Annotated in this window: 24 protein-coding genes; 14 read left to right on the forward strand and 10 right to left on the reverse strand. The window is 66.2% G+C overall.

The window, feature by feature from the left end:
• The first annotated feature begins 15 nt into the window (after positions 1-15).
• Together AC5RT4_RS00095 and AC5RT4_RS00100 are read left to right on the forward strand one after the other, a co-directional pair.
• A complete protein-coding gene (locus AC5RT4_RS00095; RefSeq protein WP_494104470.1) occupies positions 16-1,377 on the forward strand; it encodes an MFS transporter in 1,362 nt (453 codons plus the stop codon).
• 51 nt (positions 1,378-1,428) lie between these two features.
• Positions 1,429-1,614, forward strand: coding sequence for a hypothetical protein (locus AC5RT4_RS00100; protein ID WP_494104471.1), 186 nt, complete (start codon positions 1,429-1,431; stop codon positions 1,612-1,614).
• A 72-nt stretch (positions 1,615-1,686) separates the two neighbouring features.
• On the opposite strand, the gene AC5RT4_RS00105 is transcribed toward AC5RT4_RS00100, so the two are convergent.
• Entirely contained in the window at positions 1,687-2,439 is a 753-nt protein-coding gene (locus tag AC5RT4_RS00105; protein ID WP_494104472.1) for an ArsR/SmtB family transcription factor, read from the reverse strand.
• Between the two features lie 43 nt (positions 2,440-2,482).
• Positions 2,483-3,718 (reverse strand): mechanosensitive ion channel family protein, encoded by a 1,236-nt coding sequence (locus AC5RT4_RS00110; protein WP_494104473.1) that lies wholly within the window; start codon positions 3,716-3,718, stop codon positions 2,483-2,485.
• 178 nt (positions 3,719-3,896) lie between these two features.
• On the opposite strand from AC5RT4_RS00110, the gene AC5RT4_RS00115 reads away from it, so the two are divergent.
• Together AC5RT4_RS00115 and AC5RT4_RS00120 are read left to right on the forward strand one after the other, a co-directional pair.
• Complete coding sequence (locus AC5RT4_RS00115) at positions 3,897-4,835, forward strand: 2-hydroxyacid dehydrogenase (protein WP_494104474.1); 939 nt, start codon at positions 3,897-3,899, stop codon at positions 4,833-4,835.
• Between the two features lie 59 nt (positions 4,836-4,894).
• A complete protein-coding gene (locus tag AC5RT4_RS00120) occupies positions 4,895-5,218 on the forward strand; it encodes a hypothetical protein (RefSeq protein WP_494104475.1) in 324 nt (107 codons plus the stop codon).
• Between the two features lie 50 nt (positions 5,219-5,268).
• Here AC5RT4_RS00120 and AC5RT4_RS00125 read toward each other — a convergent pair whose 3' ends face one another.
• The 3 genes from AC5RT4_RS00125 to AC5RT4_RS00135 form a co-directional block, all read right to left on the reverse strand.
• On the reverse strand, positions 5,269-6,528 hold the full coding sequence (locus tag AC5RT4_RS00125; RefSeq protein ID WP_494104476.1) for an MFS transporter: 1,260 nt from the start codon (positions 6,526-6,528) through the stop codon (positions 5,269-5,271).
• Positions 6,525-6,902 carry a MarR family winged helix-turn-helix transcriptional regulator gene (locus AC5RT4_RS00130; RefSeq protein WP_494104722.1) on the reverse strand — a complete coding sequence of 126 codons (378 nt, stop codon included), beginning with the start codon at positions 6,900-6,902 and terminating at the stop codon, positions 6,525-6,527. The genes AC5RT4_RS00125 and AC5RT4_RS00130 overlap by 4 nt, the downstream gene beginning before the upstream one ends.
• Positions 6,903-7,151: 249 nt before the next feature.
• Complete coding sequence (locus AC5RT4_RS00135) at positions 7,152-7,547, reverse strand: DUF1801 domain-containing protein (protein ID WP_494104477.1); 396 nt, start codon at positions 7,545-7,547, stop codon at positions 7,152-7,154.
• A gap of 145 nt (positions 7,548-7,692) precedes the next feature.
• Here AC5RT4_RS00135 and AC5RT4_RS00140 point away from each other — a divergent pair, with 145 nt between their 5' ends.
• The 3 genes from AC5RT4_RS00140 to AC5RT4_RS00150 all read left to right on the forward strand — a co-directional run bounded on the left by AC5RT4_RS00140 (position 7,693) and on the right by AC5RT4_RS00150 (position 9,098).
• Complete coding sequence (locus tag AC5RT4_RS00140) at positions 7,693-8,037, forward strand: iron chaperone (protein WP_494104478.1); 345 nt, start codon at positions 7,693-7,695, stop codon at positions 8,035-8,037.
• Positions 8,038-8,245: 208 nt separating this feature from the next.
• Complete coding sequence (locus AC5RT4_RS00145) at positions 8,246-8,782, forward strand: proteasome activator (RefSeq protein WP_494041230.1); 537 nt, start codon at positions 8,246-8,248, stop codon at positions 8,780-8,782.
• Positions 8,783-8,918: 136 nt separating this feature from the next.
• Entirely contained in the window at positions 8,919-9,098 is a 180-nt protein-coding gene (locus tag AC5RT4_RS00150; RefSeq protein WP_494041229.1) for a hypothetical protein, read from the forward strand.
• Between the two features lie 77 nt (positions 9,099-9,175).
• On the opposite strand, the gene AC5RT4_RS00155 is transcribed toward AC5RT4_RS00150, so the two are convergent.
• Complete coding sequence (locus AC5RT4_RS00155; protein WP_494041228.1) at positions 9,176-9,790, reverse strand: TMEM175 family protein; 615 nt, start codon at positions 9,788-9,790, stop codon at positions 9,176-9,178.
• 308 nt (positions 9,791-10,098) lie between these two features.
• On the opposite strand from AC5RT4_RS00155, the gene AC5RT4_RS00160 reads away from it, so the two are divergent.
• A complete protein-coding gene (locus AC5RT4_RS00160) occupies positions 10,099-10,479 on the forward strand; it encodes a VOC family protein (RefSeq protein ID WP_494041227.1) in 381 nt (126 codons plus the stop codon).
• 147 nt (positions 10,480-10,626) lie between these two features.
• Here AC5RT4_RS00160 and AC5RT4_RS00165 read toward each other — a convergent pair whose 3' ends face one another.
• Positions 10,627-11,025, reverse strand: coding sequence for a DUF1304 family protein (locus AC5RT4_RS00165; protein WP_494041226.1), 399 nt, complete (start codon positions 11,023-11,025; stop codon positions 10,627-10,629).
• A 120-nt stretch (positions 11,026-11,145) separates the two neighbouring features.
• Between AC5RT4_RS00165 and AC5RT4_RS00170 the strand changes: the two genes are divergently transcribed.
• From AC5RT4_RS00170 to AC5RT4_RS00180, 3 genes are all read left to right on the forward strand, one after another.
• Positions 11,146-12,195 carry a helix-turn-helix transcriptional regulator gene (locus AC5RT4_RS00170; protein WP_494104479.1) on the forward strand — a complete coding sequence of 350 codons (1,050 nt, stop codon included), beginning with the start codon at positions 11,146-11,148 and terminating at the stop codon, positions 12,193-12,195.
• A 191-nt stretch (positions 12,196-12,386) separates the two neighbouring features.
• The gene (locus tag AC5RT4_RS00175) at positions 12,387-13,313 is read left to right on the forward strand and encodes an ABC transporter ATP-binding protein (protein ID WP_494104480.1); all 927 of its coding nucleotides are present in this window, start codon (positions 12,387-12,389) and stop codon (positions 13,311-13,313) included.
• Positions 13,313-14,932 carry an ABC transporter permease gene (locus tag AC5RT4_RS00180; protein ID WP_494104481.1) on the forward strand — a complete coding sequence of 540 codons (1,620 nt, stop codon included), beginning with the start codon at positions 13,313-13,315 and terminating at the stop codon, positions 14,930-14,932. Before AC5RT4_RS00175 ends, AC5RT4_RS00180 begins: the two co-directional genes overlap by 1 nt.
• Before the next feature lie 24 nt (positions 14,933-14,956).
• On the opposite strand, the gene AC5RT4_RS00185 is transcribed toward AC5RT4_RS00180, so the two are convergent.
• Positions 14,957-16,273, reverse strand: coding sequence for a hemolysin family protein (locus AC5RT4_RS00185; protein WP_494104482.1), 1,317 nt, complete (start codon positions 16,271-16,273; stop codon positions 14,957-14,959).
• A 168-nt stretch (positions 16,274-16,441) separates the two neighbouring features.
• On the opposite strand from AC5RT4_RS00185, the gene AC5RT4_RS00190 reads away from it, so the two are divergent.
• The gene (locus AC5RT4_RS00190; RefSeq protein WP_494104483.1) at positions 16,442-17,581 is read left to right on the forward strand and encodes a Vgb family protein; all 1,140 of its coding nucleotides are present in this window, start codon (positions 16,442-16,444) and stop codon (positions 17,579-17,581) included.
• Positions 17,582-17,594: 13 nt separating this feature from the next.
• Here the strand turns inward: AC5RT4_RS00190 and AC5RT4_RS00195 are convergent, their stop codons facing one another.
• A complete protein-coding gene (locus AC5RT4_RS00195) occupies positions 17,595-18,449 on the reverse strand; it encodes an alpha/beta fold hydrolase (protein WP_494104484.1) in 855 nt (284 codons plus the stop codon).
• A gap of 113 nt (positions 18,450-18,562) precedes the next feature.
• On the opposite strand from AC5RT4_RS00195, the gene AC5RT4_RS00200 reads away from it, so the two are divergent.
• Together AC5RT4_RS00200 and AC5RT4_RS00205 are read left to right on the forward strand one after the other, a co-directional pair.
• Positions 18,563-19,060 carry a hypothetical protein gene (locus tag AC5RT4_RS00200; RefSeq protein WP_494104485.1) on the forward strand — a complete coding sequence of 166 codons (498 nt, stop codon included), beginning with the start codon at positions 18,563-18,565 and terminating at the stop codon, positions 19,058-19,060.
• Between the two features lie 40 nt (positions 19,061-19,100).
• Positions 19,101-19,544 carry a VOC family protein gene (locus AC5RT4_RS00205; RefSeq protein WP_494104486.1) on the forward strand — a complete coding sequence of 148 codons (444 nt, stop codon included), beginning with the start codon at positions 19,101-19,103 and terminating at the stop codon, positions 19,542-19,544.
• Between the two features lie 65 nt (positions 19,545-19,609).
• Here AC5RT4_RS00205 and AC5RT4_RS00210 read toward each other — a convergent pair whose 3' ends face one another.
• On the reverse strand, positions 19,610-20,680 hold the full coding sequence (locus tag AC5RT4_RS00210) for a glycerophosphodiester phosphodiesterase family protein (protein WP_494104487.1): 1,071 nt from the start codon (positions 20,678-20,680) through the stop codon (positions 19,610-19,612).
• Between the last annotated feature and the right edge of the window lie 39 nt (positions 20,681-20,719).

Here is a 20,719-nt window from a genome sequence, read left to right on the forward strand (position 1 = left end):
CACCAGACTGTTTCCGTGAGCAACAATCCGCGGACTGCCCTGGCCGTCGCCGGCCTGAGCCTGGGCACGGCACTGAATCCCCTCAACTCCTCGATGATCGCCGTGGCGCTGGTAGTGCTCCGCGGAGATTTTGGGCTGGACGTCGCCGCCGTCACCTGGGTGGTCACATCCTTCTACCTCGCCTCCGCAGCCGGCCAGCCGGTGATGGGCAGGCTTGCCGACCGGTTCGGACCGCGGCGGATGTTCATGCTGGGCATGGCACTGGTGGCCGTCACCTGCGCCCTGGCACCGCTCGCGCCGGACTTTGCCCTGCTCTGCGTGGCCAGGGCGGTGATGGCGCTGGGCACCGCCACCGCTTATCCCAGCGCAGTTGTGATGGTGGGAGCCATCGCGCACCGAGCCAATGTTGACTCCGCCCGCCCGCTGGGCCGGCTCCAGATGGCCAACACGTCCGCGGCAGCAGTGGGGCCTGTGGTGGGCGGCCTGCTGGTCAGTTTCGTTGGGTGGGAGGCACTGTTCCTCATCAACGTTCCGCTTGCGCTCGCAGCGCTGCTGATCGTCCGGCAGGCTGCCCCAAAGGATGAAGCCCGGGAACGGGGCAGCCTGGCGGAGCTGGTCAGGGATTCGGACATCCCCGGGATCTTCTGCTTCGTGGCGGCCCTGCTGCTGGTGATGATGGCGGCGCTGAATGTCGCACCGGCCTACCGCTGGTGGATGCTGGCCGCCGGAACAGCGATCGCCGCGCTGTTCGCCTGGCGCGAGCTGCGCTTTAACCGGCCGTTCCTGGATTTGAGGCTGCTGGGCCGCAACCGGCCGCTGATGCTGGTGTACCTGGGTTTCGCGCTGTTCAGCAGCGTCTACTATTTCGTCTTCTTCGGTCTGCCCCAGCTGCTGCAGGAAGCGGGCGGGTACGATCCCGGCGTGGTTGGCCTGTTGATGCTGCCGCTGGCTGCGATGTCAGTGATCGCCACGCCGTGGGCGGTCAAGGCGATGGGAAGGTTCGGGGTGCGGCGGGTGCTGATAGCCGGCGTCGTCCTCCTCACCGTCGTGGCCGCCTTGATGTGGCTGCTGACCGGAACCCTGGTGATCCCGCTGGTGGTGGTCCTGACAGCACTGATGGGTGTCCCGTATGGAACGGTCAGCATCGCTACGAACCAGGGCATGTTTGTTTCCACCCGGCCGCAGGAACGGGGCGTGGCGGCGGGCATCTACCAAACCTGCCGTTACGTTGGCGCGATCGCCGCCACCGTGATGATCGGCGTCTTCGCGGCGGCCGGCGTGGACCAGGAAAGCTGGGCCCGGATGGTGCTTGCCATGCTGGTCCTCTGCGTGGTGACGTTCGGGGTCTGCCTGTTGTGGCGGCAGTGCGAGGCGTAGCGACTTCCACGGCCCGTGCGGAGGTGCATCCGCGGGGCTTATCGTAGAGCTATGGCTTCTCCAAAGGCGCAGCTGTACCTGGATATCACCGCTAAGGGCCTGTGCATTCTTGGCGCGGCGCTGATGATCTTCGGCCGCGGCGGATGGTTCTACGCGGGCGTCGGGATCGTGGTCCTGGGCGTGCTGTTCATCGGCGGCTCGCTGGTGGCCACGCGCGACCTGCGGAGGAGGGGATAGGACGGCACCAACCGGCCACCGGCCGGTTAGCGCCCCCCGCCGTCGCCCGTTTTGAGGTGTGCATCAGTGAGCTCAGGTGTACAGCAGTGACCCGGGAGTGGTGAGCTTCTCCCCGGTTTCCAGCCAGGTCTTCAGGCCGGAAAGGATCATCGGCCAGCCGCCGTAGAGCTGCTCATTTGCGCCTTCCCGGAGGTCGCTGTGGGTGACCGTCAGGCGGCAGGAATCGCCCACGGGCTCGATGTCCCACGTGACTTTTGAGGTTCCCTCAGCTTTCACGTCCTCACCCCACAGTGCGCGCATGGTCTGGACCAGCCGGCGGGGCGGGTCCACCACGAGGTTCTCGCCTTCGCCCAGCGGCGCGTCGGCTTTGGTGTTGTTCATGGTGAAGCGCCCGCCGGGCGTCCAGTCCGCCTCGATGGTGTTCCCGAACTGGTACTTGCTGCGGATCTCGCTGTCCGTAATGGCTTCCCAGAGCCGTTCGGGCGTGGTCTTGATATAGATCTCGAAGATTTTTTCCATGGGACTTTCCAATCTGGATTTGAGGTCGCTGAGGCCAGCGGCCCATGGTTCTGCATATTTGCTCACCCAGCGGTCGTGGACGAGCCGGATGGGAACCGGGTTCAGGAAATGCAGCTTTTCACGCCCCCGACGGCGGGTCACTACCAGGCCTGCCTCTTCCAGGATCTTGAGGTGCTTGGCGATCCCGAAGCGGGTCATTTCGAATCGGCCCTCGAGGGCACCGAGGCTTTGCCCGTCTTCCCGGAAGAGCTCGTCGAGCAGATCCCGGCGGGTGGGGTCGGAGAGTGCCTTGAACACGGCATCCATGGAAACAATGATAGGTGACCATACGGTCACCTATCAAGGGTTTTCAGTTCCTCGACGCCATCGTCTGGTCCCGGTCCTGGAAGACGTCCTCGCCCGGGCCGGTGAAGGCGCGGGAGCGCTGCACAGCCTCGATCGAACCCGTAAAGAGCTGCGATTCGTGCGGATCTGCCGGAACGCGCGAACCGTCCCGGGCGGAAGTTCCCAGCCCGCGCAGCGGGTGCTGACGGCGGGAGGAGGGACCGCCGTCGGACGCCGCCTCTGTCCAGCGCTGCTGGGGGAGCGCCTCCGGATGGCCCTGCTGCAGGAAAGCGACCATGGCTTCGCGGACGAGGCAACGCAGGTCGAAGAGCGCTGCACTGTCCGCTGCGCTGACCAGGATCCGCACCCGGACAAACCCGCCCGTGGCATCAGTGATCTGCAGGATGCCCACGCGCTGGTCCCACAGGTCCGTTCCGGCCAGGACCGTGCGCAGTTCCGTGCGCATGTCCTCAACCGGGGCGCGCCAGTCGAGGTCGAACTCCACGGTGCCCATCACCTCCGACTGACGGCGGGTCCAGTTCTCAAAAGGTGTAGTGGTGAAGTAGGTGGAGGGCAGGATGAGGCGCCGGTCGTCCCAAATGTGCACCACCACGTAGGTGAGGGTGATTTCTTCGATCCGGCCCCATTCCTTCTGGACCACCACCACATCATCCACGCGGATGGCGTCCGTGAAAGCCAGCTGCATGCCGGCGAAGACGTTCACCAGCGAGGTCTGTGCGGCGAGGCCGGCCACGATCGAGATCACGCCGGCGGAGGCCAGCAGCCCGGCTCCCAGGGCCTGGATGGCCGGGAAGGTGAGCATGACAGATCCGACGGCGAGGACCACCACCAGTGCCACGCCGATCCGCCTGGCCAGGATCATCTGGGTCCGAAGCCGGCGGGCCCGCCGGTTGTCCGCCACGTCCACGCTGTAACGGCCCAGCACCACCGCTTCGATGATCAGCAGTACCGCCACGGCCAGCCACGCCAGCGAACCAATCAGGGCTATCACCAGCAGATGGTCGACGGCGGGAAGCCAGCCTTCACCTCCGGCCGTCAGTCCCAGCGCGGTCCGGACGCCGATGAGACAGAGGGCCAGGCGTAACGGCTGCCGTGCCACCCGGGAGGTGGCCTGCAGCTCCGGACGTTCGCGGTTAAGGCGAAGGACAAGCTTGCGGAGCAGCCAGGACAGGACCAAACCTGCGGCCACAGCGAGCGTGACGGCAATGAAGGGCAGAGCGGGATTCAGAAGGTCATGCATCCCTTAACCTCTACCAACTTACGGCGCAGGGGTCGAAGTTGACTCGGGGCACGGTGGGGTGTGTAGGTCCAGCGTGCTGGTCGGGAGGGTCCGGAACGCAGCCCGGTACTAAACTCGCCCTTATGAATCCAGCTGAGCAGGTAGTGGTGGCCGCCGACGGTAAACAGAGGTTGGCAGCGTGACGGCCCCGCTGCGGGTCTCTGTGCCCGACCAGAAACTGCTGGAGGCGCTTGAGCCGGTTGCCGGCGTCGAGTTCCTGTTGTGGGACTTCGCCGGGCCTGCTCCCGCAGAGAGGTTTGACATCGTGGTGCCACCTTATATGCGGGGGCCGGAGGTGCTGTCGGCGCTGGAGTCTGTGGAGATTGGCCTGATCCAAAGCCAGTCCATCGGGTACGACGGCGTCGAGGACGTTTTGCCCAGCGGTTCCGTTTTTGCCAACGCGGCGAGCGTCCATGAGACGTCGACGGCGGAGCTTGCCGTCGGGATGATGATCGCCAGCCAGCGCGGAATGTCAGACTTTGTGCGGAACCAGGCCAGCGAGACGTGGGACAACAGCCAGCGGCCCAGCCTGGCCGACCGGCGCGTGCTGCTGGTGGGCTACGGGGGAGTGGGCAAGGCCATCGAGGCGCGGCTGCTGCCCTTCGAAACCGGAGTCACCCGGATGGGCAGCCGCGAGCGCGAGGACTCCGGTGGAAAAATATTCGGGATCGACTCCCTGTATGAACAGCTGCCCCGGCACGAGATCGTGGTGGTCAGCGTTCCCCTGAGCGAGCAGACCCGGCAGTTGGTGGACCGGAAGTTCCTGGCTGCCATGCCCGACGGCGCCCTGCTGGTGAACGTTGCCCGCGGCCCGGTGGCGGACACGGAGGCGTTGCTGGCGGAGACCTCGTCGGGCCGTTTGCGGGCTGCTCTTGACGTCACGGACCCGGAACCGCTGCCGGCCGGACACCCGCTCTGGACTGCCCCGGGCGTGCTGATCACACCTCACGTGGGCGGGGCCAGCTCGGCGATGTTCCCGCGGATGGTCCGGCTGATCAGGCAGCAGATCGGGCTGATGCTGGACGGTAAGGAACCGGTGAATGTGGTGCTGGGCCAGCCTCAGCGCGCCGGCCGATAATCCGGTGAGCCGCAGAGTGCGTCAGGGGCGCGGCATTGCGCCGGCGGTAAAATCAGTCCATGGCTGATACCTTGGCCTCCCTCGCGGAGACCTTCAGGAATATGGGTGTTTCCAAGGCTTACGGGGATCCTCTCAACGTGGGCGGGGAGGAGATCATCCCGGTGGCGCTTGTCTGGTTTGGTTTCGGCGGCGGCAGCGAATCCGAAGGCGGCCCGTCCGGCGGCGGCGGCGGGGGAGCAGTGCTCCCGCTCGGTGTTTACCGCACCATCAAGGGAAGAGCTGTATTCGAACCGAACACGATTGTCACGTTGGTGTGCCTGGTGCCGTTGGTCTCCGTGGCCGGCAGGGCAGTCCGCCGGGCCATCGCCGCAGCAGGGAAATGAAGGGCAGTTCTCTTTCCCCGCCAACGAACGCGCCGGACAGCACGCCGCTCTTAGAGGGCGGGCTGGCGCCGCCTCCGGAACACAATCCGGAGATTGTCCCGGAGGCTCATGCTGCTCCGGCGGCTGACCACGATCACGGCGAAGAGCGCAGTCACCAGAACCACCGCACCGCCGGCCGCCACGGACCAGCGCGCGCCGAACTCCGAGCCGATCCAGCCCATCAGCGGCGCCCCCACGGCTGTTCCGCCCTGCAAAACCGCCAGGTACAGGGCCAGTACACGCCCCCGGAACTGGGGTTCCACCGAGAGCTGGATGCTGGTGTTGCAGCTGTTCAAAAATGTGATGGACGCCAAGCCCACAGGGATCAGCACCGCCGCATACAACCAGAACGACGGCGACACGCTCCCCAGGAGTGTAAACAACCCGAGCCCGAGTGCCCCGCCGAGCAGGTACCGCACCCGCGGCCCCGCCCTGCGGGCGGCGAGCAGCGCGCCGGCCAGTGTGCCCACCGCCATGATGGAGCCGAGCAGCCCGAACCCGCCGGGGCCCATCCCGAACTCGACGGTCGCCATCAGCGCGTTGATGATGGGAAAGTTCATGCCGAAGGCCCCAAGGATACCCACCAGGACCATGATCAGGACGAGATCGGGCCTTCGGCGGACGTAGCGCACGCCTTCGGCGACCTGGTGTTTCCCGCGGCTGGCCTGGGCAGCGGGGGCCAGTTCCGGAGTGCGGATCCGGAACAGTGAGATGATGACGGCGGCGAAGCTGGCGGCGTTGATCAGGAACACCGGGCCGGTGCCCACCCAGGCGATCAGCAAACCGGCGATGGCGGGGCCGGTGAGGCGCGCGGTGTTGAACGAAGCGGAGTTCAATGCCACCGCGTTGGAGATCTTGTCCTGTCCCACAAGCTCCGAAACGAACGCCTGGCGGGACGGTGCATCAATGGCACCGGCGATTCCGAGGCAGAGGGCTGCCAGGTAGGCGTGCCACAGCTGGGCGGTGCCGGTTACCACCAGGAGTCCCAACGCCAAGCCGGTGAGTCCCATGGCAACCTGCGTCCACAGCAGGATTTTCCGCTTTCGGTACCGGTCCGCCAGCACTCCGCCGTACGGGCCGAGCAGCAGCATGGGAAGGAATTGAAGGGCAGTGGTGATGCCCACCGCGGCCCCCGAGTGGTTCGTGAGGACCGTGAGCACCAGCCAGTCCTGCGCCACCCGCTGCATCCAGGTACCAACATTGGATACCAGCGCCCCGCCGGCCCAGATTCGGTAGTTGCGGTTTTCCAAAGCCCGGAACATGGCGTTCATTTGCCGCTCATCTCCTGCATGAGGTGCGCCGCGCGGCTGAGGACAATCCGGTCCTCTTCGCTCAGGCCCGCAACCCGCTGGGCCAGCCACGCTGTCCGCTGGTTCCTGGCTTCGGCCAGTACTGCACGGCCCGCATCGGTGATCTCCACGCGGACCTGCCTGCCGTCGTCGGGATTTGCGGACCTGGACACGAAGCCCTGCTCTGCCAGGGCATTGACTATCCGTGTCATGGAGGGGGCCTGCACGTGCTCCCGCTCGGCGAGTGCGCGGAGGGTCTGCGCCCCGTTGGCGTCCAACTGGGCCAGCACCGTGTACTGGCCGGGGGTAATGACATCGCCGGTTGCTTCCACGCGGAGCCTGCGGGATGTGCGCATCACGGCCGTACGAAGGTCTATCGCCAGGTTGTCGGCACTGGTTGATTGTGCAGCTTCTGAGTCCTTGATTTTGGTGTTCACGCCCGCGATGCGCCTCCCGAAGATGTTTAGCAATGCTAATTAGTTCTGCTAATAAGTATGCTGCGTCATCGGCGGGGCCACAAGGACCGGAACCTTGAGGTGCGTCACCACCCGGCAGGAAAGTCCCTCGGGTATTCCCTGCTCTATTCAGGGGACGAACCGGGGCGCCTACTGCTCCGCCTTGATTTTCCGCCAGCCGCCGGCGCGGTTGTTGGCTATGATCGCCTGGAACATCTCCAGCAGGGCTTCCTCGTTGATGGGTTCGCCCTCGTGGTAGGCGATTGTCCGGCCGGTCTTGTTGCCGTGGCCGGCGGTGATGATGTGATGCGGGTCGGGGGCGGTTCCGCCGTCGTACAGGAAAACGTTCACATGGTCCTTGGCAGCGAGCAGCGCACAGATGTTGCCCTGCAGGACGAAGTACGGCTGAACAGTCCGTTTAATGGTTTCCGCAACGCCCGGATCTGCAGCGTGGACAAGGTCGCGCACCTTCCGGCAAATATCCTGCTGCCAGGGCGGGAGGGGATTGATGTAGTCGTCCACCCGGGGGTCCGTTTCGTAGCTCATCCTTGAACTCCTTCCGCGGGGCGCCTTTGCAAAATGAAGGCGAATTCACAGCCTATGATTCCGTGGTGAAGCCGGGAGGGGAAGGGGCCGAGAGCAGGCGGAGACGTCCGCCGTCGTCCGCGCTTGGCGGCGCTATGATGACCGAATGGGTGCTGTTGATGATTCCCTCGCAGCGATGTCCGAGCCGGACAAAAGCTGCCTTCAGCGCGTCATAGACGTTGCTCGGGGCATCGCTCCGGACACCGAGGAGGGTATGAGCTACGGGATGCCGGCCCTGAAGCTGGACGGCAAGCCCCTGATTAGTGTGGTGGCGGCAGCCAGGCACCTGTCCATCTTCCCGTTCTCGCCCGCAGTGGTGGAGGCAGTCGCGTCTCAGCTCGGTGGATACTCGCTGTCCAAGGGAACCGTCCGGTTCACGCCCGACCACCCCGTACCTGATGACGTAGTGGCGGGGATGGTCCGGCTGCGGGTGGCGGAAATCCGAAAGTAGCCACCAGGGGCGCCAAGGGTTCAGAGAAACCTGGCGCCCGCCGTCTAAACACGTCGTGAACTGCGGATGCCGGCTAGGGGCTTTGGCGCAACAATGCGGCCACAAGGCCTATAGTAAGTAGGCTTACCGTGATGCCTCCGCGTTCGTGGCGTTGCTGGGCCGTACCAACCCCATCCGGAAACGGTCATGCGGACTGAGAGGAAGAACCATGAGTACCGGACCCGAAAGCGCGCCCCATGATCACGGCGGCGACGGCCTTGCCGGCAGCTTGCTCGGAGGCCTGGCCGAAGACCCGGCGAAGGTGGTGCGTGTCGGGACCAGCCTCATCCGGCTCCTGGACGAAGTGCGCACCGGACCGCTCAATGACAACGCAAGGGTAAGGCTGGCGCACGTTCACCAGCGCTCCGTGGAGGAACTCCGGGACGGCCTGGCGCCGGGCCCGGCAGCTGAACTGCAGCGGCTGTGGCAGCCGCTGACCAGTGGATCTTCCGTGTCGCAGGAAGAACTGCGGATCGGACAGGCGCAGCTCTCCGGGTGGATTGACGGTCTTGTGCAGGACATCCAGTCGAGCCTTGAAGCGAGGCAGGCAGCAACGCAGCAGATGCTGGCACCCCTGCAGCTTCCCCTCCCTGATCCACCCGGTAGCCTGCCGGCTGTCCTGCTGGAGGGCGGCACTCCCGGGCAGAGCGCGAGCGGGGAACCAAACCCGGGAGACGACGTCGAGCTTCCCGGCCAGTACCTCTGACACAGCCGAAGCCGGCCGATATCCGGCGGAAGGCGGCAGCCGGGGCCGGTGGCAGTCGCGCCGCCCGTTCCCCCTAATGTCTGCGGCGACTGCGTGCTGGCCTGTTCGCGCGCCCGCGTGTGTGAGACCATCCGGTATGGGTGATAACAACCAACTGGACAATGACGCCGTGCCTGTAACCGGGGTAAATGACCACGCCTGGGAGCGGGAGCACCGCCATCCCACGGCTGAACAGGCCCGCTCCATCGGCTACCGGCGGCGGGACGCGGAGGCTAAACTTGAACAGCATCTGCGGGAAGCCCGCGACAAGGCCTAAGGGAACGGACGGGCAAGGGATCCCGACGGCGGGACTCAGCGGCCAGCATACGAACTCTTCCAGAGTGTCCGCGGTTATTACCCCACGTTTGCCTTGCGGCGGGACAGACGCCGGGAGATGAGGGCGGCGGGCACAATCAGGAACCACAAATACGGTGTGTTGCTGGTGAGGAAAAACGCGGCCGGGATGCTGAGCAGGAACACCGCCGGCGCCGTCATCCGGGCCCGGAACACCCGCCGGTGCTCGTGGTCATCCACCGTGTCATCTGTCAGGCCCTTGCGCCAGGCGTAACTCCACATACCGGCCAGGGTGAAGTAGACGCCGGAGATTGTGGCCGCGTAGAGCACGCTCGGCCACGGACTCGGATTGCCGCCGTAGTCGCTCAGCACCGACGTGGTGGCGGGCAGCATCACGATGAAGAACAGCAGCAGCATGTTCAGCCAGGCCAGCCGTGAACTGAACTCCCGGATGCGGAAAAAATCGGTGTGATGGGACATCCACACCCGGGCGATGATGATGAAGGACAGCACAAAGGCGAACAGCTCCGGGAGAGCGCCTACCAGTTCAACGTTTAGGCGCTCCGGCGGGATTCCCACCGGCAGTTTCAGGTCCAGGGCCAGCAGGGTCAACGCGATGGCAAAGACCGCGTCACTGAAGAACACCATGCGCTCCAGCGGGACTGACTTGTCCACCGCAATTCCTTTCCCAAGGTGCTCCGGTAATAGGTCCGGCAGGTGGGCCTGTCGAAACTCTAAGGCTGGCAGCAGCAGCGGGAAAGAGGACAAAACCTATTTCCGTCACCTTCAAACAGTTCCATAATGGGCACGTAAGCTTCGGGGACCCTCGCGCCGATGACGGCTGGCGGGGCGCTTCAGAGTCCCAGGTGGCCGCCCTGACACTCGGCGGACGGACGGCTACGCGGGTCCGTTTCTGTTGTTCCGGAACCGCGAACGGGGGAGAGCATCGCCGCCAACGCGAATAAATGCACAAAGGGATCATCATGCTCAAGGATTCTGCAATCATGGCTGTCCTGCCGGCGAAGGACATCAACCGGGCGAGGGATTTCTACCGCGACAAGCTGGGACTTGAGTCCTCGGAAGCCATGGAGGAGTACAGCCTCCTGTACCGCTGCGGCAACGGAACGGGCTTCCTGATTTATCAGACAGACAACGCAGGGACAGCAAAGAACACCCAGATGGGCTGGGAGACGGACAACATCGAACGGGAGATGGAGGAACTGCGGAGCCGTGGTGTTGTGTTTGAGGATTACGACCAGCCCGGCCTGAAGACAGAGGACGGCCTTGCCACCGACGATTGGGGAAAGTCCGCCTGGTTCCTGGACAGTGAGGGCAACATCCTCAACCTGTCCCAGCGCACCTAGCCTCTGCCCACCAGCCATCGGGGCGTGACTGGATGGTGACTTCGATGGCGTCGCCTGCGAGCGCCAGTCACCGGCAACTTGAAAAAGCCGTGGATACTCTGTTCCGGGAGTGTCCACGGCGTCGGTGGCGTAGCAGGCAGGGCCAGGTCAGAGCGGCAATGTAATCAGTGCGATGAGGGCCGGTACAGTGGCGCCGAGGGTACCCGGGATGCTGTCGCCCTTCCGGGGGTAGTGGCCCTGCATGTCCGCCAGGAACATGGCCGGAGCGGTCAGCACCATGTTCAGGCAGCAATAGATCACCAGGGTGTAGCCCACCACCACATAGCCGATGTTCACCGCCATCACCCCGGCGAGTACCCCCAGGCCGATTACCAGGTTGCGGAACCCTGTGGGAATGGCCCACATCATCACGGCCGGAACATTCTGCGGCGGGGTGCTCAGGAACTTCTGCGCCCCCGGCCGGTGCATCAGGAAGCTTTCCAGCGGGAACACCACGATGTAGACCACGGCGGCGAGTACCGCGAAAATCTGGGAGACGGCGTTCATAAAGAAAAAGTACGACGCCGGCGCGACCGGCCGCGATCCCCGCGCCGGGGGTTCCGGGGTGCGTGAGGAACCCCCAAATTAGGGGATTGCACTGCCACCCCGTGGGCGGATACTGGAGCTATGTGGGAGGAGCGCGCTGAGCATGCCCGGCGGGACATCGCCGCCCTCGCCGCCAGCGGAATGAACCCGGCCGACCTGCACGCCTCGGCTCTCGCCGTCGTACAGCGGGAGGTGCCGTTCGAGCAGGGCTGCTGGGCCGCCGTCGACCCCGAGACCCTGGTGATGACCTCCGTAACCAACTGGCGGCCGTGGCCCGTGGGCGAGGCCGAGTACGAGGAGTACGCCCTCCGCTTCGCCGAGACCGAGTACACCGGCCAGGAACCGAACAGGTTCGTTGAGCTGCTGCGGCGGCCCCAGCCCGTCGCGAGGATCTCGGACGCCCCGCACCGGGATGTGGTCCGCAGCGTCCGGATCAACGAACTGCTGAAGCCGCAAGGGCTGGAACATGAGCTGCGCGCAGCATTCCGGATAGACGACGCGTGCTGGGGAGTCGGAAGCATCTTCCGGGACGCCGGCCGCGACTTCACGGACCGCGAGGTGGAGTTCCTGCGCGCAGTGGCGGCAACCCTGGCAGCGGCAACCAGGATCGCTGTACGGGTACGGCACCAGACGGGGCCAGCCGCCGTCGGGCCGGTGATCGTCCTGGCCGGGCAGCACGGCGAGCTGCGGGCGGCCACCACCGCCGCCGCAGAATGGCTGGCCGAAGTGGAGGAGGCGGCGCCAGGCCGGTTCAGCATGACGTTGTACTCGGTGATGGCGCAGGCGCACGCCGCCGCGTCTGGAACGGCCCGGGCCAGGATGCGGGACGCCGGGAACAACTGGGTAGTGTTGCAGGCCAGCCGCCTAATCACCGGTGACAATCCCGGGCAGATGGTGGTCACAGTGGAGCCGGCCACCACCCACGACCTGGCCGGCCTGCTGCTGATGGCCTACGGGGTCACCGCCCGCGAGCGCGAGGTCTGCCTGGAGGTGCTGGCCGGGAACCCGACAGCGGACATCGCCCGGCACCTGTTCATCTCCCCGCACACCGTGCATGACCACCTGAAATCGCTGTACGGGAAGGTGGGCGTGGGCAGCCGCGGGGAGTTGGTGGCCAAGCTTGTGGCATGACAGCCGGCGGCCCCGGACGGGTTGCGGGCGGACTGGCGGCTAACAGGATGGTGCGGTCTTCCTAGCCCGTTCCTGCGCTTGTATGCTGTGGATCGGAGAGCCGGGAAGCCTGGTCGGCCCGTAGGCGATGCCTGCGGAACGCCCCGGCGCCGCCTCGGGCGTTCGTATGACGACCTGAGGAGCGGACGCAGATGGATTCAGCAGCACAACCCGTCGTAGAAGTGCGGGAATTGGTCAAGAACTTTGGCAGGACCCGGGCCCTGAATGGCCTGAACCTGATCGTGAACCCGGGCGAGGTCCACGGCTTCCTCGGCCCCAACGGCGCCGGCAAATCCACTACGCTGAGGATCCTCCTGGGGCTTATCCGCCCTACTGCGGGAACAGCGCGGGTCCATGGGATAAATCCCTGGGCGGACCCTGTCGCGGTGCATCGGGAGATCGCGTACGTCCCGGGTGATGTAAGCCTGTGGCCCAACCTGTCGGGCGGGGAAGTCATCGATCTGGTCACCGGCCTCCGCGGCGGCGCAGACGGGAAGCTGCGCCGCGACCTGATCGAGGAGTTCGAGTTCGATCCGCGGAAGAAAACGCGGACCTACTCACGGGGCAACCGGCAAAAGGTGGCTCTGATTGCAGCGTTCGCCCGGCCCGCGCGCGTGTACCTGTTGGATGAGCCCAGCGCGGGACTGGACCCGGTGATGGACGCGGTGTTCCGCCGCCAGATCGAAAGAGTCAGCAGGGACGGGGCTACTGTGCTGCTGTCCAGCCACATCCTCAGCGAGGTGGAGCAGCTCTGCGACCGCGTGACCATTATCCGGTCGGGAGCAACCGTGGAAACCGGGACGCTCGGCGAATTGCGGCACCTGCAGCGCACACACTTCCGCGTGACGGGCCTCGCTGATCCGGCACGGCTGGCGGCGCTGCCTGGCACGCATGGCGTCAGCATCGCTGATGGAGCAGCGGAGTTTGATGCCGACGCCGGGGACCTCGGGTCCGTCCTGGCCGGCATCGCGGAACCGGGAGTCAGCGGCCTGTCGGTGGCCCCACCGTCCCTTGAATCCCTGTTCCTGCGCCACTACGGTGACGGCGGCACTGACCGTGTGGACAGCGAGGTCAAGTGATGGGCGGCATGCTGCGGCTGGTCCTGTCCCAGGCGCGCCGGGACAGGGTTACGTTGCCGGTCTGGATCCTGGGCATCTCGCTGCTCAGTTTTGCCACGTCAACGGCTGTCGCCACGCAGTTCGGGGACGAGGCGGCGCAGGCTGCGATCCTGGCCCTGGCGGCATCGAACCCGGCCTTCCTCTTCCTGCGCGGCCTGCCGGACGGGACCGGCGTTGGTGCCGTGGTGTTCTTCCAGGGTTACGCCTTCACGGCTGTCCTGGCCGGACTGATGAGCACTTTCCTGGTGGTGCGGCACACCCGCGCAGACGAGGACCTTGGACGGGCCGAACTCCTCGGGGCGGTTCCGGTGGCGCGAACGGCACCCTTGGCGGCGACGCTTCTGTTGGGTGCGGCCGCGAATCTGCTGCTGGCCGCCTTTGTTGCGGCTGCTTTCGTCGCGGCTGGACTGCCGGCTGCCGGTGCCGTGGCCGCCGCTGCCGCCGTCGGGGCTGTCGGCGTTTTCTTTATTGGTCTCGCGGCCGTGGTTGGCCAGGTCCTGCCCTCGGGCAGGAGCGCGAACGGGGCTGCCGCGGGCCTTGTGGGTGTGGCCTATCTGCTCCGCGGCGTCGGGGACGCGTTGGGCACTCCAGCGGCGGATCTGCTGCACGTGACCAGTGCCTGGCCGTCGCTCCTGTCGCCCATTGGCTGGGGCCAGCGCTCCCGGCCGTTCACTGCCCCGGACCTGTCCGCGCTGCTGGTGCCGCTTGCTGCCGGATTGGCTCTGGGGGCTGCTGCGGTGCTCATCCGACGACGGCGGGACCTGGGGGCGAGCATGCTGCCCGAGCTCCCGGGCAGGGAACGGGCAGGGGTGGGCGGCACCTCCTTCTTTGGCCTCGCTTGGCGCCTGCAACGGGGAGTAGTGGCCGGCTGGTGCGTTGGGGCGGCGATCCTGGGGGCAGTGGCAGGTGCCCTAGGGCCGGCCGTCTCCGAGACCGTGTCCGGCCTGGCGCCCCTGAGGGACCTCATTGCCCGGCTTGTTCCCGGCGGCCGGGCAGGGCTGATCGACATTTTCGTCACCGCCCTGCTTGGGGTGGCAGGGGTGTTTGCGGCGGCCGCGGGCATCCAGGCGGTGCTGCGGCTGCGGGCGGAGGAGGCCGAAGGCCGGGCGGAGCTCCTGCTCTCCGCGCCGGTCACCCGGGTCCGCTGGCTTGGCGCGAACCTGGTCATCGGTGCCTTGTCCGCAGCGGCCGTCACCACTACCGCTGGTGTCGCTGCCGCCGTCGGCCTGGCGCTGTCCGGCACCTCGGACGGTCCGGCCTGGTCCTTGGTTCCGGCGGCGCTGGCGCATGTTCCCGCAGCACTGGTGTTCCTGGCGGCCGCGTCGGTTGCGTTTGCGGGTGCACCCCGGCTCGCCATCCTGCTCGGGTGGGGGATGCTTGCGGCGGGAATCATTGTGGGCGAGTTCGGTGAGCTGTTCGCCCTGCCGGTATGGCTGCAGGACCTGAGCCCGTTCCGGCACTCGTCCGCCATGCCTGTGGAAGCATTTAACCAGGCAGGGGCGCTGGGGCTGATAATCGTTGCCGCCGCAGGCGCCGCCATCGCCGCCTACTCCCTTCGCCGGCGGGACGTCACCGCCTGATCCCGGAGCCGGTAGGCCAACGGATCAGGACTTCGGCGGACCCGGAGCACCAGGTTCCACGGAACGGGGCGTCACGCGAATCCGGGAAACGCGCAGCCGGTCCATCGCCGTCACCGTCAGCACATGGCCGTCCGCTTCCACGCTGTCACCAATGCGGGGCAGGCGGCCCAGCCGGTCAATCACAAACCCGGCCACCGTCTCGTAGTGCCCCTCGGCCAGCTCGACTCCGGAGGCCGAGGCGAACTCCTGAAGGATCAACCCGCCGTCGACGTCCACCGAGCCGTCGGCCTTGGTGACACGGTTCTCCGCAGCCGAGCCGGCGTCGTACTCGTCGTAAATCTCACCCACCAGCTCTTCCACCAGGTCCTCCAGCGTGACGATGCCGTCCGTGCCGCCGTATTCGTCCACCACCAGGGCGATGTGCTGGCCCAGCCGGCGCATGCGCTGCAGTGACGGCAGCACCTTGTTGGTGCCCGGCAGCGGAAGGATCTCCCGGACGATGTCCCGCACCTGGCCGTCGTCGTGCTTCCCGTTGAGGGGTACGAGGTCACGGACGTGGATGAAGCCGAGGACGTCGTCGGGCGTCTTGTCGATCACCGGATAGCGTGAGAACGGCCCGTCCCTGACCATGCTGAACGCCTCGGCGATGGTGAGGTTGCCGTTGATGAACGTCACGTCGGTGCGTGGGCGCATGACTTCCTGGAGGGAGCGGTCCGCGGCGGCGAAGACGTCTGAGAGGATGCTGCGGCTGTCTTCTTCCAGCATGTCGCTCTCGGCCACCATGTCCCATAATTCCTCAGAGCTGACGCTCTCCTGCCTGGCGTTCGGGTCACCGCCGAACAGCCGTACGACGGCGTCCGTTGAGACGGACAGCAGCCAGACGGCGGGCCGCATGATTTCGGACAGCACGCCCAGGGGAGGGGCGAGGACTTTGGTGAAGCCGACGGCGCTCTGCATGGCCAGGCGCTTGGGCACGAGTTCGCCAAGAACCAGGGAGAGGTAGGCCACCAGCAGCGTCATCCCGATGAAGGAGACAGGTTCCGCCGCGGCGCCGAAACCGACGCCGGCCAGAAGGGGTTCGACATCCGGGGCGATGGTGGAGGCGCCATAGGCGGCCGAGAAGAAGCCGGACAGCGTCACGCCGATCTGGACCGTTGACAGGAACCTGTTGGGGTTCCCGGCCAGCGCCGCGATCCGGGCACCGCGTTTGCCTGACTTCTCCATCCGGCGCACCTGGCTCTCGCGCAGGGATACCAGCGCCATTTCCGTGCCGGCGAACACCCCGCCCAGCAGCACAAAAAAGAGGACCAACAGAAAATTCAGCAGGGTATCGCCGTCCATGGACAGACACTACCCAATTGCCGGGCCTTGGTGTGGACGGGTGTTAGGCAGGGCGGAATACCGGAACGGGCAGTGCCGGTAGGATCGGAGGGTTGCCGCGGGGGTCGGCCACAGTTTTGGGGGAAGTACGTGAACGTCGGTCCGATAAAGCGCACCGCTAGGGCCTCCGTGGCCGGCGCTGCCGCGCTCCTGCTCGCGTCCGCCGTCATGGCCGCTCCGGCGTCTGCCGATGACCCACAAACGATTTCCGTCACCGGACAGCCCCTGGGAGTGGCGGCAGGTCCAGACGGCGCTGTCTATGTCAGCGACTACAACTGGACAGGCGGTATCAGCGTCTACGAGCCGGGGGAGACGAGCGCTTCCCGGCACATCAGCGTTGGGAGGTTTTCTACGTCCGTGGCCATGACGCCGGACGGGTCGCTCTACGTGGTCCAGACTACGGAGGAGATGCAGACCGAGCTGGGTGTGGTTGCCCCCGGCGCCTCAGACGTGTCCTTCACCATCCCGCTGCCGCAGGGGACACACTGGCTGACGGCGGGGCCGGACGGGGCACTGTACGTTGCCAGCCGCAGCGAAGGCACTGTGTCAGTGGTTATGCCTGGCGGGAGGCGGGTGGACCGGGTTATGGGCGCCGGCCATCATCCTGTGGAGGTTGCCGTGGCAAAGGACGGCACCGCCTATGCCGCCAACCAGGACGCAGGCACCGTCAGCGTCATTCCGGGCGGCGCCGCCAGTCCCTCGCACACCATCGACCTCGGCAGGACGTCCGCTCCCCACGGGATTGCGGCCGCCCCTGACGGGACTGTTTACGTGGCCAACGTCCTGTCCAACGACGTCGCTGTCATTGAGCCGGGCGGGACCACAGTGGCGCGGCGGATCCGGGTGGGCCGCGAGCCGCAGGAGGTGGCCACCGCGCCGGACGGCACGGTGTACGTGACCAACAGTGCGGACAACACGGTCTCGGTCATACCGCCAGGCGCGAATTCAGTAGCGGAGACGGTGCCGGTAGGGGAAGACCCGGGCCGCCTGGCTGTTGCGGCGGATGGCTCGGTGGTGGTGGTCAACCGGGGCGGCAAGTCCCTCACCGTTATCGACGGCGGAGGGTCAGGGGCAGATGCCGACGGCGGGACGTCGCCGCTGCCTGATGCAGCCACTCCTTCCGGGGGTGCTTCCGCGGCTGCGCTTCCCGCGGTCGCGGTGGGAGCCGCCGGACTGGTGCTGGCCGGCGCGGCCGCGCTCATCGTGGTGTTGCGAAGGCGCAGGACGGTCGAGGCGGCAGCCACGGTGACGGCCTTGACCTTCGACTAGTGCCGGGTCTTGGCTAAGTCTTCCGGGTGTTGTGGTGTGTTGCCTGCAACACCTTCGCGAAGTCCGAAGCGTGGGTTTCCGGCCACCAGTGCCCGCCGTCCACCCTTGTCACAGTAAGGTCTGGCACCCAGTTCTCCAGGCCCTCCGTAAGGCTGGACGAAACGAACGGGTCCTTGACGGGAACCACCACCTGGACCGGAATCGAAACCCGGACCGGGGGCTCGTGCCTGCCGGGAAAGTTTGCCCGGTAGAGGGCCAGCCCGCGGACAGGGTTGTCGCCAATCGTGCGCCCGGCAGCCCTTTCATAGGAGCCGGTGAGGAAAAAACGCCAGAGCGCCTCGGGCAGCAGCGGAATCTGGAACACGGCAACATACTGGCTGCGCAGGAGCTGTCCCACCAGCTGGAACCAGCCGCGCGGGTGCCGCAGGCGCTGTTGCATCCACCAGGAGACATGCCCCAGGTCCGGCCCGGACACGCTCGTGAAGCGGCTGATCCTCCCGGCCGCGCGGGGGTCCTGGACAGCTGCCCACCCCTGGATGGACCCCCAGTCGTGGCCCACAACATGAACGGACGAGGTATTCGTTGCGGCCAGCACGGCGTACAGATCGTTGACCAAGGCCTCCAGCAAGAAGCTGTCCTTCCCTCCCGGGGCAGATGAGGATCCGGCGTTGCGGGTGTCGTAAGCGATCACGTGGAATGTTCCCGCGAGTTCGCGGATGAGCGGAAGGAACACGCGGTGGTCGTCCGGGTAGCCGTGGATAAGGAGCAGGCTGGGGATTTCCGGTGAGGGATCCGGGCCGTACTCAAAAACTGCCAGTTCCGCCCCCTGGGAGGAAACTGTCCGCCGCCGTTCCTTCCACCTGTCCATCGGCACAGCCTATAGCTCTCCACCAGCCACTCCGGCAGGAATCCGGCGCGCCCGCGATCCGCGGCCCCGGATAGGTCTTCCACCAGCCGATGAGGTGTCGTTACCCTGAACCTATGGAAACGGCCCTTGCCTCTTGGGGGGAGTTCAACGTGGCAATCGCCGGAGCCGGCGCGGCTTTGGGCGGGTTGCTCATCGTGGCGCTGTCGGTGAACATCAAGCAGATCGCGGAGTCGCGGGGCCTTGCCGCCCGTGCAGGAGCCGCCGTGTCTGCGCTGATCCTTGGTGTTGTCCTGGCGTGTGCTGCGCTGATCCCTGGCCAGCCGCTATGGGCGTTCGGCACCGAGGTCCTGGTCGGCACCCTGGTGGGAGGGGTTATCGCTGCCCTGGCGGCTCGGGCGATTCTTCAGGATGACAGCGCGGGGCGGCCGCGGAAGTGGGATAGGCAGCACATCGCGTCCTTCGTCTTCCCGCTCGTCATTTACTTGGTGGGCGGTGTGCTGCTCGTACTGTCGGTCCCCACAGGACTGCTCGTGGTGGCCCTTGCCACGATCGTGGCATTGATAGGCGCCGTCGTTTTCTCCTGGGTTGCACTCGTGGAAATTCTGCGCTGACCCCGGAAGGATTTAGGGACAGCACGAGGACGGAGACCGGATGTCACCTGTAAAACGCTTTGACCATATCGGCATCACCGTTGCGGACCTGGAATTGGTGACGGCGTTCTTCGTCGGGCTGGGCCTGGAGATTGAGGGCGGGCCGATGTTCATGGAGGGTGAGTTCGTGGATACGGTGATTGGCATTCCCGGCTCGCAAAGCCGGATCGTCACGCTGCGCCCACCGGACGGCGGTACCCGGCTGGAGCTCTCGAGCTTTGTCCGGCCGGAACACGAGCCCGGGTCGCCGCACGCGATGGCCAACGAGCTGGGGTTGCGCAACGTGTCCTTTGAGGTGGACAACCTCCAGGCGACCCTGGAGCAGTTGGCCGCAGACGGCTACGGGCTGGTGGGCGGGATCGGCCAGTACGAGCAGATGTGGCGGATGGCCTACGTCCGCGGTCCGGAGGGCATCATTGTGTCCCTGGCAGAGCGGATCGGCTAACAAGGTAAAAAGGCCCGGCACCAGCTCCAACACGCTGCTGCCGGGCCTTGCACTGGCCGGAAGGCTTAGCCCTTCACCACGTAAGCCTTCGGCAGCTTCAGGCCGCGCTCTTCCATAAGGGTGCGCAGGCGGGTGGGGTAGTCGGTGATGATGCCGTCCACACCCAGGTCCATCAGGCGCTCCATGTCCGCGGTGGTGTTCACGGTCCACGGGATGACGGGCAAACCCAGTTCGTGGGCTTCGGCGATCATCGCCGGGGTGACGGAGCTGAACGTGGGGGAGACGACGTCGTACCCCTGGGCTGCTGCCGCCTTCGGCAGGGAACCGTTGTAGTCGTCGATGTCGATGCCGCCGAGGTTGCGGCTGGCGCCGGGCTGTCCCACGCCCATCCAGGCGTTGCCGCTGGAGAGTGCCACCAGAGGCAGCTCCGGAGCGATCTCCTTGGTGAGGTTCAGTGAGGACCAATCGAAGGACTGGAGGGTTGTGCGGTCCGTCATGCCGGAGGCGTTGATCTCGGCCACCACGGCGCGGGTCAGGGACTCCATGCCGGCGCCGCCGATCTCGCTGCTTTCCACCTTGGTCTCCACGTTGAAGCGGACCTTCGCGGCATTGGTGTCGCGGACCAGCTGGTAGACGTCCTTGAGTTCAGCGATGCGGTTGCCCTCGATGACGTCCTGCTCCGGGTAGCCGGCCAGCTGCTGGAAGCCGCAGTCGAGCGTCTTGATCTGTGCCAGGGAAAGCTCGGCCACACGGTCGCCCACGTACGGGAACTCGGGGTCCCCGGCAGTGGCGGCTTCGGTGTCCTTGCACTTGCCGGCCTGGATGGTGCCGTCGTGCCAAACGATCACCTTGCCGTCCTGGGTCAGGTGGGTGTCCAGCTCCAGGGTGGTCACGCCCAGCGCCAGGGAGTTGGTGAACGCGGCCAGGGACTCCTCGGTCCACTCCCCGCGGCCGCCGCGGTGGCTCTGCAGGTCGAAGGAGCCGTTCCGCTCATTCGTCTTGATGGCGCTTGTTGGCGCCGTTCTGGCATCGTTCGACGACGGCGTGCCGGCTTCGTTCTGCGGGCTTGCCGCGGCGGGGCCCGCCATGGCGGCGATCAGGGCGGCGGCAGCCGCGGCAGTCAGGACTTGGCGCATGGGTGGTTCCTCCAGTGAGACAGGGAAGCGGCCGGCAGG

Source organism: Arthrobacter sp. sptzw42 (assembly GCF_059089685.1).

What these genes read in the sequence shown, in the direction of transcription:
- AC5RT4_RS00105 (WP_494104472.1), bottom strand. Translation starts at nt 2,439, where the DNA reads ATGGATGCCGTGTTCAAGGCACTCTCCGACCCCACCCGCCGGGATCTG.
- AC5RT4_RS00140 (WP_494104478.1), top strand. Translation starts at nt 7,693, where the DNA reads ATGGGTGCTGTTGATGATTCCCTCGCAGCGATGTCCGAGCCGGACAAA.
- AC5RT4_RS00120 (WP_494104475.1), top strand. Translation starts at nt 4,895, where the DNA reads ATGGCTGATACCTTGGCCTCCCTCGCGGAGACCTTCAGGAATATGGGT.
- AC5RT4_RS00170 (WP_494104479.1), top strand. Translation starts at nt 11,146, where the DNA reads ATGTGGGAGGAGCGCGCTGAGCATGCCCGGCGGGACATCGCCGCCCTC.
- AC5RT4_RS00205 (WP_494104486.1), top strand. Translation starts at nt 19,101, where the DNA reads ATGTCACCTGTAAAACGCTTTGACCATATCGGCATCACCGTTGCGGAC.
- AC5RT4_RS00175 (WP_494104480.1), top strand. Translation starts at nt 12,387, where the DNA reads ATGGATTCAGCAGCACAACCCGTCGTAGAAGTGCGGGAATTGGTCAAG.
- AC5RT4_RS00125 (WP_494104476.1), bottom strand. Translation starts at nt 6,528, where the DNA reads ATGAACGCCATGTTCCGGGCTTTGGAAAACCGCAACTACCGAATCTGG.
- AC5RT4_RS00210 (WP_494104487.1), bottom strand. Translation starts at nt 20,680, where the DNA reads ATGCGCCAAGTCCTGACTGCCGCGGCTGCCGCCGCCCTGATCGCCGCC.
- AC5RT4_RS00200 (WP_494104485.1), top strand. Translation starts at nt 18,563, where the DNA reads ATGGAAACGGCCCTTGCCTCTTGGGGGGAGTTCAACGTGGCAATCGCC.
- AC5RT4_RS00150 (WP_494041229.1), top strand. Translation starts at nt 8,919, where the DNA reads ATGGGTGATAACAACCAACTGGACAATGACGCCGTGCCTGTAACCGGG.
- AC5RT4_RS00185 (WP_494104482.1), bottom strand. Translation starts at nt 16,273, where the DNA reads ATGGACGGCGATACCCTGCTGAATTTTCTGTTGGTCCTCTTTTTTGTG.
- AC5RT4_RS00110 (WP_494104473.1), bottom strand. Translation starts at nt 3,718, where the DNA reads ATGCATGACCTTCTGAATCCCGCTCTGCCCTTCATTGCCGTCACGCTC.
- AC5RT4_RS00135 (WP_494104477.1), bottom strand. Translation starts at nt 7,547, where the DNA reads ATGAGCTACGAAACGGACCCCCGGGTGGACGACTACATCAATCCCCTC.
- AC5RT4_RS00165 (WP_494041226.1), bottom strand. Translation starts at nt 11,025, where the DNA reads ATGAACGCCGTCTCCCAGATTTTCGCGGTACTCGCCGCCGTGGTCTAC.
- AC5RT4_RS00180 (WP_494104481.1), top strand. Translation starts at nt 13,313, where the DNA reads ATGGGCGGCATGCTGCGGCTGGTCCTGTCCCAGGCGCGCCGGGACAGG.
- AC5RT4_RS00145 (WP_494041230.1), top strand. Translation starts at nt 8,246, where the DNA reads ATGAGTACCGGACCCGAAAGCGCGCCCCATGATCACGGCGGCGACGGC.
- AC5RT4_RS00160 (WP_494041227.1), top strand. Translation starts at nt 10,099, where the DNA reads ATGCTCAAGGATTCTGCAATCATGGCTGTCCTGCCGGCGAAGGACATC.
- AC5RT4_RS00195 (WP_494104484.1), bottom strand. Translation starts at nt 18,449, where the DNA reads ATGGACAGGTGGAAGGAACGGCGGCGGACAGTTTCCTCCCAGGGGGCG.
- AC5RT4_RS00100 (WP_494104471.1), top strand. Translation starts at nt 1,429, where the DNA reads ATGGCTTCTCCAAAGGCGCAGCTGTACCTGGATATCACCGCTAAGGGC.
- AC5RT4_RS00130 (WP_494104722.1), bottom strand. Translation starts at nt 6,902, where the DNA reads ATGCGCACATCCCGCAGGCTCCGCGTGGAAGCAACCGGCGATGTCATT.